This window comes from Streptomyces sp. NPDC088910, from assembly GCF_044749865.1.
Classification (GTDB): Bacteria; Actinomycetota; Actinomycetes; order Streptomycetales; family Streptomycetaceae; genus Actinacidiphila.
Genome location: NZ_JBIVIV010000001.1, coordinates 430,030 through 446,068, shown reverse-complemented (window position 1 = coordinate 446,068; position 16,039 = coordinate 430,030). Strand labels below are relative to the sequence as shown.

The following is a 16,039-nucleotide window of genomic DNA, read 5'->3' as shown; positions in this document are numbered from 1 at the left end:
CTGCACGGCTCCTATTCGGCTGCGTCTACGGCTTCGGCGGGGGTGCCGTATTCGGCGACGAGGGCGCGGGCCGCTTCCAGATCGTCCGGCGTCTTCAGCGCGAGGGTTCGCACCCCGGGCAGCGCCCGCTTGGCGAGGCCGACGAGCGTGCCACCGGGCGATACCTCGATCATCGCAGTGACGCCGCGTTCCTTGAAGGTCTCCATGCACAGATCCCACCGAACCGGGTTGGACACCTGCGCGACGAGCCGCCGTACGATGTCCGCGCCGGACGCCACGAACCGGCCGTCGGCGTTCGACACATAGGGCAGCGCCGGGTCCGTGACGGCCAGCGAGGGCGCGAGCGCCTCCAGGGTCGCCACGGCCGGGGCCATGTGCTCGGTGTGGAAGGCGCCCGCCACCTTCAGCGCGATGACGCGGGCCTTCTCCGGCTTGTCCGCGGCCAGCGCCGCGAGCTGCGGCATGGTGCCGGCCGCCACGATCTGGCCGGCGCCGTTGATGTTCGCCGGGGTCAGACCGAGACCGGCGAGGTGGGCGAGGACCGTGTCCGGGTCGCCGCCGAGCACCGCGGACATGCCCGTCTCGGTGACCGCGGCGGCGTCCGCCATGGCCCGGCCGCGGGCCGCGACGAAGGTCATCGCGTCCTCGGCGGACAGCACCCCGGCCAGTACGGCCGCGGTGATCTCACCGACGCTGTGACCCGCCACCGCGTCCGGGGTCAGCGGGGAGGCCCCGCCGGTCAGTTCGCCCGCGGACAGCAGACCCGCGGCGACCAGCAGCGGCTGTGCCACCTTGGTGTCGCGGATCTCGTCCGCGTCCGCCTTCGTGCCGTAGTGGGCGAGGTCGAGGTTCGCCGCGGCGGACCAGCCGGACAGGCGGTCGGCGGCACCGGGGAGTTCGAGCCAGGGGGCCAGGAAGCCGGGCGTCTGCGCGCCCTGGCCGGGAGCGACGAGTACGAGCACCTTCACACTCTCTCTCGCGGACGGGGATGACCGCCCGTGGGGACAGGGACCAAGAACTGTCAGGCGATTTGTATGTGTCCAACAAAAGCTCAGTGTGTCCGGTCGGCGTCGGACAGTCGCCCCAGGATGAGCGCGATGCGCAGGGTGAACGCGGAGCGTACATCGGAGGGTGACCAGCCGGTGACATCGGTCACACGTCGGAGCCGGTAGCGAACGGTATTGGGGTGCACGAAGAGCATGCGGGCCGCACCTTCGAGGGATGACGCCTGCTCCAGATAGACACTCAGCGTCTCCAGCAGCGCCGAGCCCGCTTCCTCCAGCGGTCTGTAGATCTCCTCCACCAACTGTTCACGAGCGTAGCGGTCGCCCGCCATCGCCCGCTCCGGCAGCAGGTCGTCCGAGAGCACCGGGCGCGGCGCGTCCGGCCACGCCGCGCACGCCTTGAGTCCGGCCGCCGCCGCCTGCGCGGAACGCGTCGCCGTCAGCAGGTCGCCGACGACCGGGCCCGCGACGACCGGGCCCGCCGCGAACGGGCCGATCAGCGCCTTCGCCACCCGGATCGGGTCGTCGTCGCCGCCGGCGACCACGACCAGGCGCTCGCCGAGCACCCCGGTCAGCACCTGGAGCTTCGCGTGCCGGGAGGCCCGCCGGATGGCCTCGACCGTCAACTCGCTGTCCCCGGTGGGCGCGGTGCCGAGCACCACCACGATCTTGTCCGGCGAATTCCAGCCCAGCGCGGCGGCCCTGGACAGCACGCCCTCGTCCGCCTCGCCCGACAGCACCGCGTTGACCACCAGCGACTCCAGCCGCGCGTCCCACGCGCCGCGCGCCTCCGCGGCCTGCGCGTACACCTGCGCCGTCGCGAAGGCGATCTCCCGCGCGTACACCAGCAGCGCCTCGCGCAGTACGCCCTCGTCGCCCGGGGCGGCGACCTCGTCGATCGCCGCCTCCATCACCTCGATGGTGGTCCGCACCATCTCCACGGTCTGCCGCAGCGAGATCGCGCGGGTCAGCTCGCGCGGCGCCGTGCCGAACACGTCGGTGCTGATCGCCTGCGGCGCCTCGGGGTGCCGGAACCACTCCGTGAACGCGGCGATGCCGGCCTGGGCCACCAGGCCGATCCACGACCGGTTCTCCGGTGGCATCGCCCGGTACCACGGCAACTGCGCGTCCATCCGCGCGATGGCGTTCGCGGCGAGCCTTCCGGCGGATTTCTCCAGCCGCCGGAGCGTGGCGGCATGGCTGCCGCGGCCTGTCTCTGCGGGAGGTTGCGGGCTTTGCGAGGGCTCGGGCACGAGGACAAGCCTGCCTTATCCCCTGCGGGGCGCGCTCCACGGGTACGGCTTCGCCGCGCGAGACCCGGCCCCGCCGCGGGCCCGCCCCCCTGTACGTCCACCCTGCGCGGGGCCTGGTCTTTAGGGGCGCGGGGAACTGCGCGACAAGCCCCCACCGGCGGGTGGTCCGGAGACATCCGAACTGCCCCGCCGGGGCGGGTGGTGACCTGCGGGAGCGCGGCGGCTGGCCGCGCAGTTCCTCCCCCAACCTCCGGCCGGGGGTGCCCCCAGCGCCCCAGACGGGGCACAGGTCGTGCGGACAGCGGGCCCACGCGGCGGCAGCCGCACGGGCAGGCCCACGGCCCGGCGGGGTGGGGTCTGGGTATCGTGGGGCGGTGATCGACGTGCGGCGGGCCGCGAGCAGGATGCGATCGGTGCCGCAGAAGGGCATCGTGACGCGGCACGCGTTCTCGTTCGGGGGTCACTACGACCCCGAGAACGTCCGGTTCGGCCTGCTGCTGGCGTGCAATGAGGAGAGCCTGGAACCGGCCGCGGGGTTCGGGGAACACCCGCACCGGGACACGGAGATCGTCACCTGGGTGGTGGAAGGCGAGCTGGAGCACCGGGACGAGGGCGGCGCGCCGCACCGCCTCGGCCCCGGCGGGCTCCAGCGGCTGAGCGCGGGCGGCGGCGTACGCCATGTCGAGCGCAATGCGGGCGGGACGCGGCTGACGTTCGTTCAGATGTGGCTGCACCCCGACACGTTCGGGGAGGCCCCGGCCTACGCGAGCGTGAGCGACCCGGCCCCGCCGGGCCCCGGCCTGACGCTGCTGGCCACGGGCGCCCCGGACGCGCCCCCGCGGGCGCTGCGGCTGCGGCAGCGCGCCGCCGCGCTGTACGTGGGCCGCCCGGTGACGGCGGACAGCGCGCCGCTGCCGTCGGCCCCGTACCGCTATGTGCATGTCGTCCGCGGTGGTGTGCGGCTCGGTGACGAGCTGCTGACGGCGGGGGACGCGGCCCGGATCACCGGCGCGGACGCGCTCACGGCGCGGTGCGAGGGCCCGGCGGAGTACCTGGTGTGGGAGATGCACGCCGAGCCGTCGTACGGCTGACCGCCCTCCCCGAAAGCCCTAGCGCAGCTCGGTGAGGACGGCGTCGGTGAAGCGCGGCCACAGCGGCACCGCCCACTCCCCGAAGTCGCGGTCGGTGAGCGCGACGCAGGCGGTTCCGGCGACCGGGTCGACCCACAGGAAGGTGCCGGACTGGCCGAAGTGGCCGAAGGTCGCGGGGGAGGAGAGGGCTCCGGTCCAGTGCGGGGACTTGGCGGCGCGGATCTCGTAGCCCAGGCCCCAGTCGTTGGGATTCTGGTGGCCGTAGCCCGGCAGGACGCCCTTGAGGCCGGGGAAGACCACCGAGGTGGCGGTGGCCACGGTGGAGGGGTGCAGGAGCCGCGGGGCCTGGAGCTCGGCGGCGAAACGGACGAGGTCGTCGACCGTGGAGACACCGTCGGCGGCGGGGGAGCCCGCGCCGGACAGACCGGTGGCGGTCATGCCCAGCGGTTCGAGCACGGCCTGCCGCAGATACTCCGCGAAGGGGATGCCCGCGGCCTTGGCCAGGTGCTCGCCGAGCACGTCGAAGCCCGCGTTGGAGTACAGCCGCCGGGTGCCGGGCGGCGCCGTCACCCGGTCCTCGTCGAAGGCGAGCCCGGACGCGTGCGCGAGCAGGTGCCGCACGGTGGAGCCCTCGGGACCCGCCGGGTCGTCCAGTTCGAAGACGCCCTCCTCGTACGCCACCAGCGCCGCGTACGCGGTCAGCGGCTTGGTGACCGAGGCGAGCCGGAACCGCTGTCCCGTCGGCCCGTGCGACCCGGCCACCGTCCCGTCCTGCCGCACCACGGCCGCCGCCGCGTTCGTCACCGGCCACTGCTCGATCAGGCGCAAGCTCTCCATGCGTGCGAGCTTAAAGCGTGTCCGTGCCGCGCTTCGGGGCGGGACCGGAGCGAGGCCGGAGCGAGGCCGGGGCGGGATCAGAGCGGGCCCGGCGCGCGGAGCCCACTTGCTTGGAGTGCACTCCAAGGTCTTAGCGTGGAGCGTATGACGGTCGTGCAGGTGGCGAAGAGCAAACCGAGTAATACGACGAGCTGCGCGGATGACGACGGGCACCTGCGGCCCGACGGCCAGGACCAGTACACGATCAGCGAGGTGGCCGCCTTCACCGGCCTCAGCGCGCACACCCTGCGCTGGTACGAGCGGATCGGCCTGATGCCGCACGTGGACCGCTCGCACACCGGCCAGCGCCGGTTCACCAACCGTGATCTGGACTGGCTGGCCTTCGTTGGCAAGCTGCGGCTGACCGGGATGCCGGTCGCCGACATGGTCCGGTACGCCGAGCTGGTGCGCAGCGGCGACCACACGTTCCCCGACCGTCAGGCGCTGCTGGAGTCCACCCGGCTGGACGTGCTCCAGCGGATCGCCGAGCTCCAGGACACCCTGACGGTCCTCGACTTCAAGATCAGCACGTACGCGTGCTCCACCGTGCAGGACCCCGCGCCGCGGACCCCCGCCGTGCGGCACCCCGCAGTGCAGGAAAGGACAGGCGCCTGATGAGCGACGACACCTCACGTATCGCCACCACGACCCTCGGCACCGGAGGACCCGCGGTCGGTGTCCAGGGGCTGGGCTGCATGGGCATGAGCGAGTTCTACGGCGACACCGACGAGGCCGCGGCCCGCGAGACGCTGGAGACGGCGCTGGGCGTCGGCGTCACCCTCTACGACACCGCCGACATGTACGGGATCGGCGACAACGAGGAGTTCCTGGCCCCCTTCGTCAAGGCGCACCGCGACGAGATCGTCCTGGCGACGAAGTTCGCCAACGAGCGCAAGCGCGACGACTCCTCGTACCGGGCGATCCGCAACGACCCGCCGTACATCCGGCAGGCCGTCGAGGGCAGCCTGCGCCGCCTCGGCACGGACGTCATCGACCTGTACTACATGCACCGGCGCGACCCGGCGGTCCCGCTGAGCGAGTCGGTCGGCGCGATGGGCGAGCTGGTCACGGAGGGCAAGGTCCGCTGGCTGGGGCTGTCCGAGGTGACCGGCGCGGAACTGCGCGAGGCGCACGCGGTGCACCCGATCAGCGCGATCCAGTCGGAGTGGTCGCTGTTCAGCCGGGACGTGGAGCAGTCCGCGGTCGGCGCGGCGGCCGAACTGGGCATCGCCTTCGTGCCGTACTCGCCGCTCGGCCGCGGCTTCCTGACCGGTTCGTTCACCGACGCGGCCACCGAGCTGGGCAGCGGCGACTTCCGGCAGAGCCAGCCGCGCTTCACCGGCGAGAACGCCCGGCGCAACGCGGACCTGCTGGCCCCGGTCCGCGCCGTCGCCGAGGCGCACGGCGCGACCCTCGGCCAGATCGCGCTGGCCTGGGTGCAGCAGCGCGCTGCCGTGCACGGCCTGCCGGTGGTGCCGATCCCGGGCACCCGCAAGTCCGCCCGCGTGCTGGAGAACACCGCGGCCACCCGGATCACGCTCACCCCGGCCGAGCTGGAGCTGCTCGAACCGATCGCCGCGCAGGTGGCGGGCGACCGCTACCCGGACATGAGCAGTACGTCGGCGGCGCGCGAGTAGCCGTACGGATTCAGCCACACACGGCGCTACACGGCGCCACCCGCCCGCGTACGACCGCGCCCTACGGCTGCGGCCGTACGCGGGCGGACTTGATCGCGGCGAGCACCGCCGCGGCGAAGGGCAGCGACTCGTGCACGGGTCCGTAGCCGAGGCCGAAGACGACGGCGGCCGGGTCCTGGTCGGCCTCGCCGGGCTGCTCCTGCCGGTCGGCGTCGCGGCGCAGCAGCCGCAGATGGCCGTGGAGGAGTTCGGGCGAGCGCCAGTCGAGGCCGCTGAGCTGTTCCACCGGGAAGCTCTGGTCGCCCGCTTTCCACTTCGCGGACGACGCGCCCGTCCAGAACCAGCGGAAACTGACGGTGCGGCCGTCGAACAGCGCCTTCGCGTCGTACGCCTTGAAGGAGCGCGGCGCCGCAGGTGGGGCCACGAGGAAACGTTCCGCCGGGCCGTCGTCAAGGCTGTGCCGCACCTGGGGGCCGAGCAGGGGGCGCAGCTCGTCCCGGTAGTACTCCGCGAGCGTGCGCGACTGCGCGGGCAGCACCAGACGGTACGGGTCCGCGCTCTCCTTGAGCTGGCCGCCGGCCGCCTCGATCACCGGATCGGCGCCGGGCCTGGGCAGCGCCCGCAGGACGACGGTGCCGCGCCGTCCGTCCAGCAGTTCGATCCCGTCCAGCGCCTCATGCGGAATCCGGCGTTCCCCGAGGGCCTGGAGAAACCTCACGCCCCGTACGCCTCTGCTGTACCGGATCACCACCGCTTCTGGTTCGAACTCCCATTCAGCGTTGTTTCCGGCCAGCACATCACCCATACGGGCCATCGTAAGCGGCCTCCCGCTTGGCGGTACCCCGTCAGGAACTACGCGCGTCCCGCGGCCTCGTCGAACTCCTTGACCAGGCGGCGCGGAGCCGTGCGGCGCCAGGCCTCGGTGAGGAGTTCCGCGAGCTCGTCCGGGTCGACGGAGTCCAGGGCGGCGCGCACCCAGCCGAAGCGGCCGACGTAGGGGGCGGGCGAGAAGGTGCCGGGGTCGGCGGCGATCAGCTCGGTCTGATCCTCCTTGGACGCCTTCAGCGACACATGGGCGCCGTCGGGGTTGCCCATGGCGAAGATCTTCTCGCCGACCCGGAAGGTGTGCTCGCTGCCCCAGGTGATCTGCCGGTGCGCCCGCGGCAGCGCCAGGGCGCTGTCCGCGAACTCCTCGAAGGTGGCCATGCGGCCAGCGTAGGGCGGCCCTGTGACAGCCCGCCCCCGCAGCCCGCCACCGGACGGTGCGAGGCCCGGCCCGGCCCTCAGGCGAGCCCCGAGGTGCAGCCCTCGTCCGCGTCCTGGCAGGCGACCGCCGCGTAGTTGCCCAGGGCGATCTGCGTGAAGTTGGCCAGGCTGGTGGTGCCGGGCGCGAAGTAGCCGGGGTGCCCGCTGGCTCCGGCGGCGCTGATCACCCGGGCGCCGAAGGAGTCGTTGACCGGGTCGGCGCCGTGGCCGAGCCCGGCGATCTCCAGGTGCGGCACATCGCTGATCCAGTCGGAGCTGTCCCGCGCCGCCCACACGTGCGCCGACGTGTGGAGCTGCGAGGCGCGCTGCACGCGCATGCCGGGACTGCCGAAGACCGTGATGTCGGAGACCGAGCGGCCCGGCAGGTCGGGGGCGGCCACCCCGCACAGCACCGAGCCGTAGGAGTGGCAGAAGAGCGACACCTCGGCGTGCTGCGGCAAGGCGCTGAGCAGCGCGTTCAATCGGGTGGCGCCGCGCTCGGCCATGTTGCCCGTCGAGGCGTCCAGGCCGAGCCCCGTCGGCGTGGTGTAGTCCGCCCACGCGATCACGGCCGTCCGCACGCCGGGGTCGGCGGCGCGCTCCGCGTCGTACAGCGCCGTCGCCATGCCGACCGGGGCCGCGTACGACTTGGTGGCGCGCTCGAACGTGAGCAGGTTGGTGTCGACGCCGGGGACGACGACGGAGACCCGCTTGGCGGCCTTCAGGTCGCCGAAGACCTCCGCGACCCGGCCGGAGCCCGTCGGGTCGAAGGAGAGGATCTGCCGGTGGCCGCTGAGCAGCGAGGTGTAGCGCGCGGCCCGCCGCGCCGCGTCGATCCGGCCCGCCACGGTGAACTGGTCGCTGTGCGAGCGCGCGGTCTCCGCGGTGCGGGCCTGCTCGATGGCCGCGTGGTTGGCCCGGTAGCGCAAGGTGAGCGGCGCCCCGTTGAGATTGCCGACGATCAGCGGGTACCGCTCGGTGAGCGCGAGCCGCTGGCCGCCGGTGAGCGACGCGAAGAAGCGCGCGATCGTCCGGGCGCCGCTGTCGGGGTCCGGCAGCTTGTGCGAGGCGATGGTGCCGTGCCGCCAGGACGACAGGGCGGCGGCCCGCGGGTCACCGGCCCCGCCGGGGCGCAGCGCCGTCCAGCCGGTGGTCGCCAGCATGATGAAGACGACCGACAGGGCCAGCAGGGCGCGGATCGACATGGGGCTCAGTCGCGCTTCGAGAAGGCTCACTCGCAGATGCCTCGCGGATTCGTCCCGGGTTCAACCGGGCGGCGGGGATATGGGGGCGGGAGGTGGGGCGTCAGGTGCTGTGGGGCAGTACGTGCGGACAACGGCGTCCCTGGGCGCGGCTCCGCGGTCCAGCGTAGAAGACCCGGACGGGTGGCCGGGTCAAGGGTGAGTCAGATCACGTTTGGAAACGGAATGATCTGACCGGAGGTTACGCGGCTGCCGCCAGTCGGACGCACCCCCCGGTGCCCGCCTCCCGCCGGAAGGCACTCACAAGGCGATACGCGGCCGGTAGGCGGCCTCCGCGCGGCATAGCGGTGCCCGCAGCGGGCAATCGAACCGGCAGGACCCGAGGACGGGACCCCGAGGAGGGAACCATGGCTCGACGTTTCGCCACGACCGAACGCTCCCGCGGCACCCGAGTCGAAGTGGAGCGCACCGGCGGCAGGCTCGGCATCATCGGAGTCATCAGCGCGGTCGTGGGCTTCTTCGTCCTGGGCATCGTGTTCGGCCCCGTGGCGGTCGTCTGCGGCTGGCTCGCGATGGGCCGCCGCTGGAGCGGCCGCAAACCCCTGCTGGCCCTGATCGCGCTGTTCCTCGGCGCGCTCGACACACTCATCGCGCTGCTCTACGTGGCCCAGTAGCCCCGCCCGCGCCGCGCGGGCGTACGAACGGCCTCCGGGCCGAGAGGGAGAGCCCTCTCGGCCCGGAGGCCGTTGTCGTGCGGAGCCCGGGCGAACCCGAGAGCCGAACTACGCGTCGCCGCCCGCCGCGCCCGGGTCGGCCGAGGCCACGTCCAGGAGCTGGTAGCGGTCGACGGCCTGCTTCAGCACGGACCGGTCGACCTTGCCGTCGCGGGCCAGTTCGGTGAGGACCGCCAGGACCACCGACTGCGCGTCGATGTGGAAGAAGCGACGGGCCGCGCCACGGGTGTCCGCGAAGCCGAAGCCGTCCGCGCCCAGCGAGGAGTACGTGCCGGGCACCCAGCGCGAGATCTGGTCGGGCACCGCCCGCATCCAGTCCGAGACGGCCACGAACGGCCCCTCGGCCCCGGACAGCTTGCGCGTCACGTACGGCACGCGCTGCTCCTCCTCCGGGTGCAGCAGATTGTGCTCCTCGATCGCGACGGCCTCGCGCCGCAGCTCGTTCCAGGACGTCGCGGACCATACGTCGGCCCGTACGTTCCAGTCCTCGGCGAGGATGCGCTGCGCCTCGACCGCCCACGGCACCGCGACACCCGACGCCATGATCTGCGCGGGGATCGTACCGGCCTCGCCGGTCTTGAAGCGGTAGATGCCCTTGAGGATGCCGTCCACGTCGACGTCCGCGGGCTCGGCCGGGTGCTGGATCGGCTCGTTGTAGACGGTGAGGTAGTAGAAGACGTCCTCGCCCGGCTTGCCGTCCGCGGTCTCGCCGTACATCCGGCGCAGACCGTCCTGCACGATGTGCGCGATCTCGTAGCCGAAGGCGGGGTCGTACGCGACGCAGCCGGGGTTGGTGGAGGCCAGGAGCTGCGAGTGGCCGTCCGCGTGCTGGAGGCCCTCACCGGTCAGCGTGGTGCGGCCCGCGGTCGCGCCCAGCACGAAGCCGCGCGAGAGCTGGTCGGCCATCTGCCAGAACTGGTCGCCGGTGCGCTGGAACCCGAACATCGAGTAGAAGACGTAGACCGGGATCAGCGGCTCGCCGTGCGTGGCGTACGCCGAGCCCGCCGCGATCAGCGACGCCGTACAGCCCGCCTCGGAGATGCCGTCGTGCAGCATCTGCCCGGTCGGCGACTCCTTGTACGCCAGCAGCAGCTCACGGTCGACCGACTCGTACTGCTGACCCATCGGGTTGTAGATCTTCGCGCTCGGGAAGAACGCGTCCATGCCGAAGGTGCGGTACTCGTCGGGGGCGATCAGCACGAAGCGCTTGCCGATCTCCTTGTCCCGCATCAGGTCCTTCAGGACGCGGACGAACGCCATGGTGGTGGCGATCGACTGCTGGCCCGAGCCCTTCTTCGCGGTCGCGTACGTCTTCTCCGGCGGCAGCGGCAGCGGCTTGGCCCGCACCACGCGCGTGGGCACGTAACCGCCGCACGCCTTGCGGTGGTCGTGCATGTACTGGATCTCTTCGGAGTCCCGGCCGGGGTGGTAGTACGGCGGGTAGCCCTCGTCGAGCCGCTGGTCGGTGATCGGCAGGTGCAGCCGGTCGCGGAAGCGCTTGAGGTCGTCGACCGTCAGCTTCTTCATCTGGTGCGTCGCGTTGCGGCCCTCGAAGTTCGGACCCAGCGTCCAGCCCTTGATGGTCTGCGCGAGGATCACCGTCGGCTGGCCCTTGTGCTCCTTGGCCGCCGTGTAGGCCGCGAAGACCTTGCGGTGGTCGTGGCCGCCGCGCCCGAGGTGCAGGATCTGCTCGTCGGACATGCCTTCGACCATCTTGCGCAGCCGCTGGTCGTCGCCGAAGAAGTGCTCACGGATGTACGAACCGGTCTCGGTCGCGTACGTCTGGAACTGGCCGTCCGGGGTGGTGTTCATCTTGTTGACCAGCAGACCGTCGCGGTCCTGGGCCAGCAGCGGGTCCCAGGAGCGGTCCCAGATCAGCTTGATGACGTTCCAGCCGGCGCCGCGGAACTGCGACTCCAGCTCCTGGATGATCTTGCCGTTGCCGCGCACCGGGCCGTCGAGGCGCTGGAGGTTGCAGTTGACGACGAAGGTCAGGTTGTCCAGGCCCTCGCGGGCGGCGATCGAGAGCTGGCCGAGCGACTCCGGCTCGTCCATCTCGCCGTCGCCGAGGAACGCCCACACGTGCGACGTGGAGGTGTCGGCGATGCCGCGCGCCTCCATGTAGCGGTTCATCCGGGCCTGGTAGATCGCGCCCAGCGGGCCGAGGCCCATCGAGACGGTCGGGAACTCCCAGAAGTCCGGCATCAGCCGCGGGTGCGGGTAGCTGGAAAGGCCGTTCGGCGCCTTCGACTTCTCCTGGCGGAAGGCGTCGAGCTGCGCCTCGCTCAACCGGTCGAGCAGGAAGGCGCGGGCGTAGATGCCGGGGGAGGCGTGGCCCTGGAAGAAGATCTGGTCGCCGCCGAGGCCGTCGTCCTTGCCGCGGAAGAAGTGGTTGAAGCCCACGTCGTAGAGCGAGGCGGAGGAGGCGAAGGTGGCGATGTGGCCGCCGACGCCGATCCCGGGACGCTGGGCGCGGGAGACCATGACCGCCGCGTTCCACCGGGTGGCGTTGAGGATCTTGCGCTCGATCTCCTCGTTGCCCGGGAAGAACGGCTCGTCCTTGGTGGCGATGGTGTTCACGTAGTCGGTGCTGCGCATCTCGGGCACCGCGACGCGCTTCTCGCGCGCGCGCTCGATGAGGCGGAGCATCAGATAGCGGGCCCGCTCACGGCCGCGCTCGTCGATGGCCGCATCGAGCGAGTCGAGCCATTCCGCCGTCTCCTCGGGATCGAAATCCGGGACCTGGCTGGGAAGGCCGCCAATGATGATCGGGTTGCGATCGGATCCGGAAGCCACGCTGTTCCTTCGCTGCTAGGTGGAGCTCTGCTGGGTCGCGCCGCCTCCATCGTGTACCGCGTCGTTCGATACGTCATCTCTACCGAGCGGTAACCGCAGCTCATGAGCCGCGCGGCCCCAGGGCCGGTGGTCGGCCGGGAGCCTCCCGGCCTGAGGTTGGGGGAGGCCAAACCTGAACTCTACGCCCAGTCGCTCGTACGACCGACTCGCGGCTCCAATCACGCACAACACCGGCAAACCGCCGTGATGTGCGTCACCATTGAGTGTGCGGGTTGCGGTGACACGGTCGAATCGTCACCGTTTCGACGGTCTCGTACGCCGGGTACTTGCGCGATCCGCCCAGCCCGTGTGGACTACCGCCAATAACCCGCACAGGCGCGGGCAGATTTTCCCCATGACAGGAGGCAAAGCGTGAGCGCGACCGCGGACCACGCGGAGGAGCGGACCAACCCGGCGAGCCGGCTTGGTTTCGAGCCCGGACAGGTGGTCCAGGAGCTCGGGTACGACGAGGATTGCGACCAGGAGCTTCGAGAGGGTATCGAGGAGCTCACGGGCGAGGAGCTCGCCGATGAGGAGTACGACGACGTGCCCGACGCCGTCCTGCTGTGGTTCCGCGAGGACGACGGCGACCTCACCGACGCACTCGTCGACGCCACGTCGACGGTCGACCCCGGCGCCCCGATCTGGCTCATGACCCCGAAGACCGGGCGTGACGGCCACGTCGAGCCCAGCGAGATCGGAGAGGCCGCGCAGACCGCGGGCCTCGCCCAGACCAGCAGCGTCAACGCCGCCAAGGACTGGACCGGCAGCCGTCTCGTGACACCCAAGACGGCCCGCGCGGGGAAGCGGTAGCTTTCCCGGCACCGGCGGCCCGCCGCAGGGGTTGCGCCCCGCGGCCGTCCGTCGCCCGTCACACGCTGGCCGCGCGGTTCCCCGCGCCCCCTCGGGGGAGCGGGGAACCGCGCGCTTGGCCCACCCTGTGTCGCGGCCCTGCGGCGGTCGCGACGGCCGCGCCGGGTCCCGCGCCTCCCCGAGAAGGGACGCCCGCGCGATGAGCGAGATCAGCGCAGCCCACGAGATCCCCGCGGTCGGCGCCCCGGCACCCGACTTCGCCCTGCCCGACCAGCACGGCCGTACCGTGCGCCTGGCCGACTTCCGCGGCCGGAAGAACGTCGTGCTGCTCTTCTACCCCTTCGCCTTCACCGGCGTGTGCACCGGCGAGCTGTGCGCGCTGCGCGACGAGCTGCCCGCGTTCCAGAACGCGGACGTGCAACTGCTCGCCGTCTCCTGCGACTCGATGCACTCGCTGCGGGTCTTCGCCGACCAGGAGGGCCTGGACTACCCGCTGCTGTCCGACTTCTGGCCGCACGGCGCGGTCTCCCGCGCCTACGGCGTCTTCGCCGAGGACAAGGGCTGCGCCCTGCGCGGCACCTTCGTCATCGACAAGGAGGGCACCGTGCGCTGGACCGTCGTCAACGGGCTGCCGGACGCCCGCGATCTTCACGACTACGCAAAGGCGCTCGAATCGCTGTAGACCTCGGGAACCCGTCACTAAGCTCGGCACGTTGATCCGGCACCAGCGCAGGATCTGTGCACGCGTACGCCACGCACACAGCACGCACGAACCGATTTGGGAGGACTCGTGGGAGTCAGCCTCAGCAAGGGTGGCAACGTCTCGCTGACCAAGGAGGCGCCGAATCTCACGGCCGTCGTCGTCGGTCTGGGCTGGGACGCCCGCACCACCACCGGCAACGACTTCGACCTCGACGCGAGCGCGCTGCTCACCAGCGACCAGGGCAAGGTGCTCTCCGACGCGCACTTCGTCTTCTTCAACAACCTCACCAGCCCCGACGGCTCCGTGGTGCACACCGGTGACAACCTCACCGGTGAGGGCGAGGGCGACGACGAGGTCATCAACGTGAATCTGGCCGGTGTCCCGGCCGATGTCGCGAAGATCGTCTTCCCCGTCTCCATCTACGAGGCCGAGAGCCGCCAGCAGAGCTTCGGCCAGGTGCGCAACGCCTACATCCGGGTGCTCAACGCGGCGGACCAGCGCGAGCTGGCCCGCTACGACCTGACCGAGGACGCCTCGACCGAGACCGCCATGGTCTTCGGCGAGCTGTACCGGCACGGCGCGGAGTGGAAGTTCCGCGCCATCGGTCAGGGCTACGCCTCGGGACTGCGCGGCATCGCCCAGGACTTCGGCGTCAACGTCTGATCGCGGTGCGGCGCCCGGCCACCGGGCGCCGCCCGTCCCTGGCGGACCCAGGGCCCACCCAGCACCCAGGACCCACCCAGCACACCCTGCGACGGGGAGGAACGAAACACGATGGGCGTCACGCTCGCCAAGGGAGGCAATGTCTCCCTCTCCAAGGCCGCGCCGAATCTCACCAAGGTGCAGATCGGTCTCGGCTGGAGTTCCCGCTCGACCACCGGAGCCGACTTCGACCTGGACGCCAGCGCGCTGCTCTGCGGCAACGGCCGGGTCCTGGGAGACGAGTTCTTCGTCTTCTACAACAACCTCAAGAGCCCGGAGGGTTCCGTCGAGCACACCGGCGACGAACTGGTCGGCGGCACCGGCGGTGACGACGAGACGATCCTGGTGGACCTGAGCCTCGTCCCCGAGCGCGTCGACAAGATCGTCTTCCCGGTCTCGATCTACGACGCCGACGCCCGTTCCCAGACCTTCGGCCAGGTCAGCAACGCGTACATCCGGGTGCTCAACCAGGCGGACGGCGCCGAACTGGCCCGTTACGACCTGACCGAGGACGCCTCGACCGAGACCGCGATGATCTTCGGCGAGCTCTACCGCTACAGCGGCGAGTGGAAGTTCCGTGCGGTAGGTCAGGGGTACGCCTCCGGACTGCGCGGCATCGCCCTAGACTTCGGGGTCAACGTTTCGTAAAGCCGCGTACCTCGCGGGGGTCCTCGTGATCATCAGGGAAATAGGTAGGTAGCTCGTGCTCCTCAGAACATTCGGCTGGTCGTTCGGCATCACTGCCGCCGGCCTCGCCCTGGCCGGCGTCCTCTGGGGCTGGAAGGGCCTGGCCATTGTCGCGATCCTGTCGGTCCTCGAGATCTCACTCTCGTTCGACAACGCGGTGATCAACGCGGGCATCCTCCGCAAGATGAATGCCTTCTGGCAGAAGATGTTCCTCACCATCGGCGTGCTGATCGCCGTCTTCGGCATGAGGCTCGTCTTCCCGATCATCATCGTCGCCATCACGGCCAAGCTCAGTCCGTGGGAAGCGGTCAGGGTCGCGATCAACGACCACGACCGCTACGAGGCGCTGGTCACCGGCGCGCACCCGGCGATCGCCGCCTTCGGCGGCATGTTCCTGCTGATGATCTTCCTCGACTTCATCTTCGAGGAGCGGGAGATCACCTGGCTGGGCTGGCTGGAGAAGCCGCTGGCCAAGGTCGGCAAGCTGGACATGCTCTCCGTCGTGGTCGCGCTGGTCGCGCTGCTCGTCGCCGCCACCACCGTCGCCACCGGCGTCCCGCTGCACGGCGGTCACGGCACCATCGACAAGGGTGAGACGGTGCTGCTGGCGGGCGTCGGCGGCCTGCTCACGTATCTCATCGTCGGCGGTGTCTCCAGCTTCTTCGAGGAGCGGCTGGAGGACGACGACGAGGACGGCGCGGACGACGAGGACGGCGCGGAAGCGGGCGGAGCGGAGCCCGTCGCGGCGAAGAGCGGCAACGGCGTCAGCACCGGACAGGTCGTGGGCCTGGCGGGCAAGGCCGCGTTCTTCATGTTCCTCTACCTCGAAGTCATCGACGCGTCCTTCTCCTTCGACGGTGTCGTCGGCGCCTTCGCGGTGAGCAACGACATCTTCGAGATCGCGCTGGGTCTCGGCATCGGCGCGATGTACATCAGGTCGCTGACCGTCTTCCTGGTCCGCAAGGGCACCCTGGACGACTACGTCTACCTGGAGCACGGCGCGCACTACGCGATCGGCGCGCTGGCCGTCATCCTGCTCGTCACGATCAAGTACGACGTCAGCGAGGTCATCACCGGTCTGGTGGGCGTGGTGCTGATCGCCGCTTCGTACTGGTCCTCGGTGGTACGCAACCGCCGACTCGGGGAAGACTCCGGGCAACCGGACGGTGACAAGGACGACGACAAGGCGGAAGTCGCGAGCGGGGTCTGACCCCGGTCGCGCCAGCGCTGCCCCCGCCGTCCGGCGGGGGCAGCCTC

General features: G+C 71.1%; 16 protein-coding genes. 9 read left to right on the top strand and 7 right to left on the bottom strand.

The features are described 5' to 3' along the window. Positions 1-11: 11 nt before the first annotated feature. The gene (locus ACIP4Z_RS01935; RefSeq protein ID WP_355344801.1) at positions 12-962 is read right to left on the bottom strand and encodes an ACP S-malonyltransferase; all 951 of its coding nucleotides are present in this window, start codon (positions 960-962) and stop codon (positions 12-14) included. An 89-nt stretch (positions 963-1,051) separates the two neighbouring features. Beyond that, positions 1,052-2,257: a helix-turn-helix domain-containing protein gene (locus tag ACIP4Z_RS01930; protein WP_355344804.1), complete on the bottom strand. Its 1,206-nt coding sequence runs from the start codon at positions 2,255-2,257 to the stop codon at positions 1,052-1,054. 377 nt (positions 2,258-2,634) lie between these two features. Here ACIP4Z_RS01930 and ACIP4Z_RS01925 point away from each other — a divergent pair, with 377 nt between their 5' ends. Beyond that, positions 2,635-3,348, top strand: a complete 714-nt coding sequence (locus ACIP4Z_RS01925) for a pirin family protein (protein WP_401305021.1) — start codon at positions 2,635-2,637, stop codon at positions 3,346-3,348. Positions 3,349-3,366: 18 nt separating this feature from the next. On the opposite strand, the gene ACIP4Z_RS01920 is transcribed toward ACIP4Z_RS01925, so the two are convergent. Continuing rightward, positions 3,367-4,185: a serine hydrolase domain-containing protein gene (locus ACIP4Z_RS01920; protein WP_401304282.1), complete on the bottom strand. Its 819-nt coding sequence runs from the start codon at positions 4,183-4,185 to the stop codon at positions 3,367-3,369. A gap of 144 nt (positions 4,186-4,329) precedes the next feature. Between ACIP4Z_RS01920 and ACIP4Z_RS01915 the strand changes: the two genes are divergently transcribed. Together ACIP4Z_RS01915 and ACIP4Z_RS01910 are read left to right on the top strand one after the other, a co-directional pair. Continuing rightward, a complete protein-coding gene (locus ACIP4Z_RS01915; RefSeq protein ID WP_355344813.1) occupies positions 4,330-4,839 on the top strand; it encodes a MerR family transcriptional regulator in 510 nt (169 codons plus the stop codon). Then, a complete protein-coding gene (locus ACIP4Z_RS01910; RefSeq protein WP_355344816.1) occupies positions 4,839-5,861 on the top strand; it encodes an aldo/keto reductase in 1,023 nt (340 codons plus the stop codon). Before ACIP4Z_RS01915 ends, ACIP4Z_RS01910 begins: the two co-directional genes overlap by 1 nt. A gap of 61 nt (positions 5,862-5,922) precedes the next feature. Here ACIP4Z_RS01910 and ACIP4Z_RS01905 read toward each other — a convergent pair whose 3' ends face one another. From ACIP4Z_RS01905 to ACIP4Z_RS01895, 3 genes are all read right to left on the bottom strand, one after another. Then, the gene (locus ACIP4Z_RS01905; protein WP_391047353.1) at positions 5,923-6,675 is read right to left on the bottom strand and encodes a DUF4429 domain-containing protein; all 753 of its coding nucleotides are present in this window, start codon (positions 6,673-6,675) and stop codon (positions 5,923-5,925) included. 38 nt (positions 6,676-6,713) lie between these two features. Further along, positions 6,714-7,067, bottom strand: coding sequence for an MmcQ/YjbR family DNA-binding protein (locus tag ACIP4Z_RS01900; protein WP_355344822.1), 354 nt, complete (start codon positions 7,065-7,067; stop codon positions 6,714-6,716). Positions 7,068-7,144: 77 nt separating this feature from the next. After that, positions 7,145-8,311, bottom strand: coding sequence for an alpha/beta hydrolase (locus tag ACIP4Z_RS01895; protein ID WP_355344870.1), 1,167 nt, complete (start codon positions 8,309-8,311; stop codon positions 7,145-7,147). 404 nt (positions 8,312-8,715) lie between these two features. Here ACIP4Z_RS01895 and ACIP4Z_RS01890 point away from each other — a divergent pair, with 404 nt between their 5' ends. Then, entirely contained in the window at positions 8,716-8,982 is a 267-nt protein-coding gene (locus ACIP4Z_RS01890; RefSeq protein WP_355344825.1) for a small hydrophobic protein, read from the top strand. 108 nt (positions 8,983-9,090) lie between these two features. Here ACIP4Z_RS01890 and aceE read toward each other — a convergent pair whose 3' ends face one another. Beyond that, positions 9,091-11,838: a pyruvate dehydrogenase (acetyl-transferring), homodimeric type gene (aceE, locus tag ACIP4Z_RS01885; RefSeq protein ID WP_355344828.1), complete on the bottom strand. Its 2,748-nt coding sequence runs from the start codon at positions 11,836-11,838 to the stop codon at positions 9,091-9,093. Between the two features lie 411 nt (positions 11,839-12,249). Between aceE and ACIP4Z_RS01880 the strand changes: the two genes are divergently transcribed. From ACIP4Z_RS01880 to ACIP4Z_RS01860, 5 genes are all read left to right on the top strand, one after another. Next, positions 12,250-12,690, top strand: a complete 441-nt coding sequence (locus ACIP4Z_RS01880) for a DUF3052 domain-containing protein (protein ID WP_188285110.1) — start codon at positions 12,250-12,252, stop codon at positions 12,688-12,690. A 199-nt stretch (positions 12,691-12,889) separates the two neighbouring features. Beyond that, a complete protein-coding gene (locus ACIP4Z_RS01875) occupies positions 12,890-13,372 on the top strand; it encodes a redoxin domain-containing protein (RefSeq protein WP_391047347.1) in 483 nt (160 codons plus the stop codon). A gap of 108 nt (positions 13,373-13,480) precedes the next feature. After that, entirely contained in the window at positions 13,481-14,056 is a 576-nt protein-coding gene (locus tag ACIP4Z_RS01870) for a TerD family protein (protein ID WP_188285108.1), read from the top strand. Positions 14,057-14,167: 111 nt separating this feature from the next. Then, the gene (locus tag ACIP4Z_RS01865) at positions 14,168-14,743 is read left to right on the top strand and encodes a TerD family protein (protein ID WP_355349942.1); all 576 of its coding nucleotides are present in this window, start codon (positions 14,168-14,170) and stop codon (positions 14,741-14,743) included. Positions 14,744-14,798: 55 nt separating this feature from the next. Next, positions 14,799-15,992, top strand: a complete 1,194-nt coding sequence (locus tag ACIP4Z_RS01860; protein ID WP_401304272.1) for a DUF475 domain-containing protein — start codon at positions 14,799-14,801, stop codon at positions 15,990-15,992. Positions 15,993-16,039: the final 47 nt, after the last annotated feature.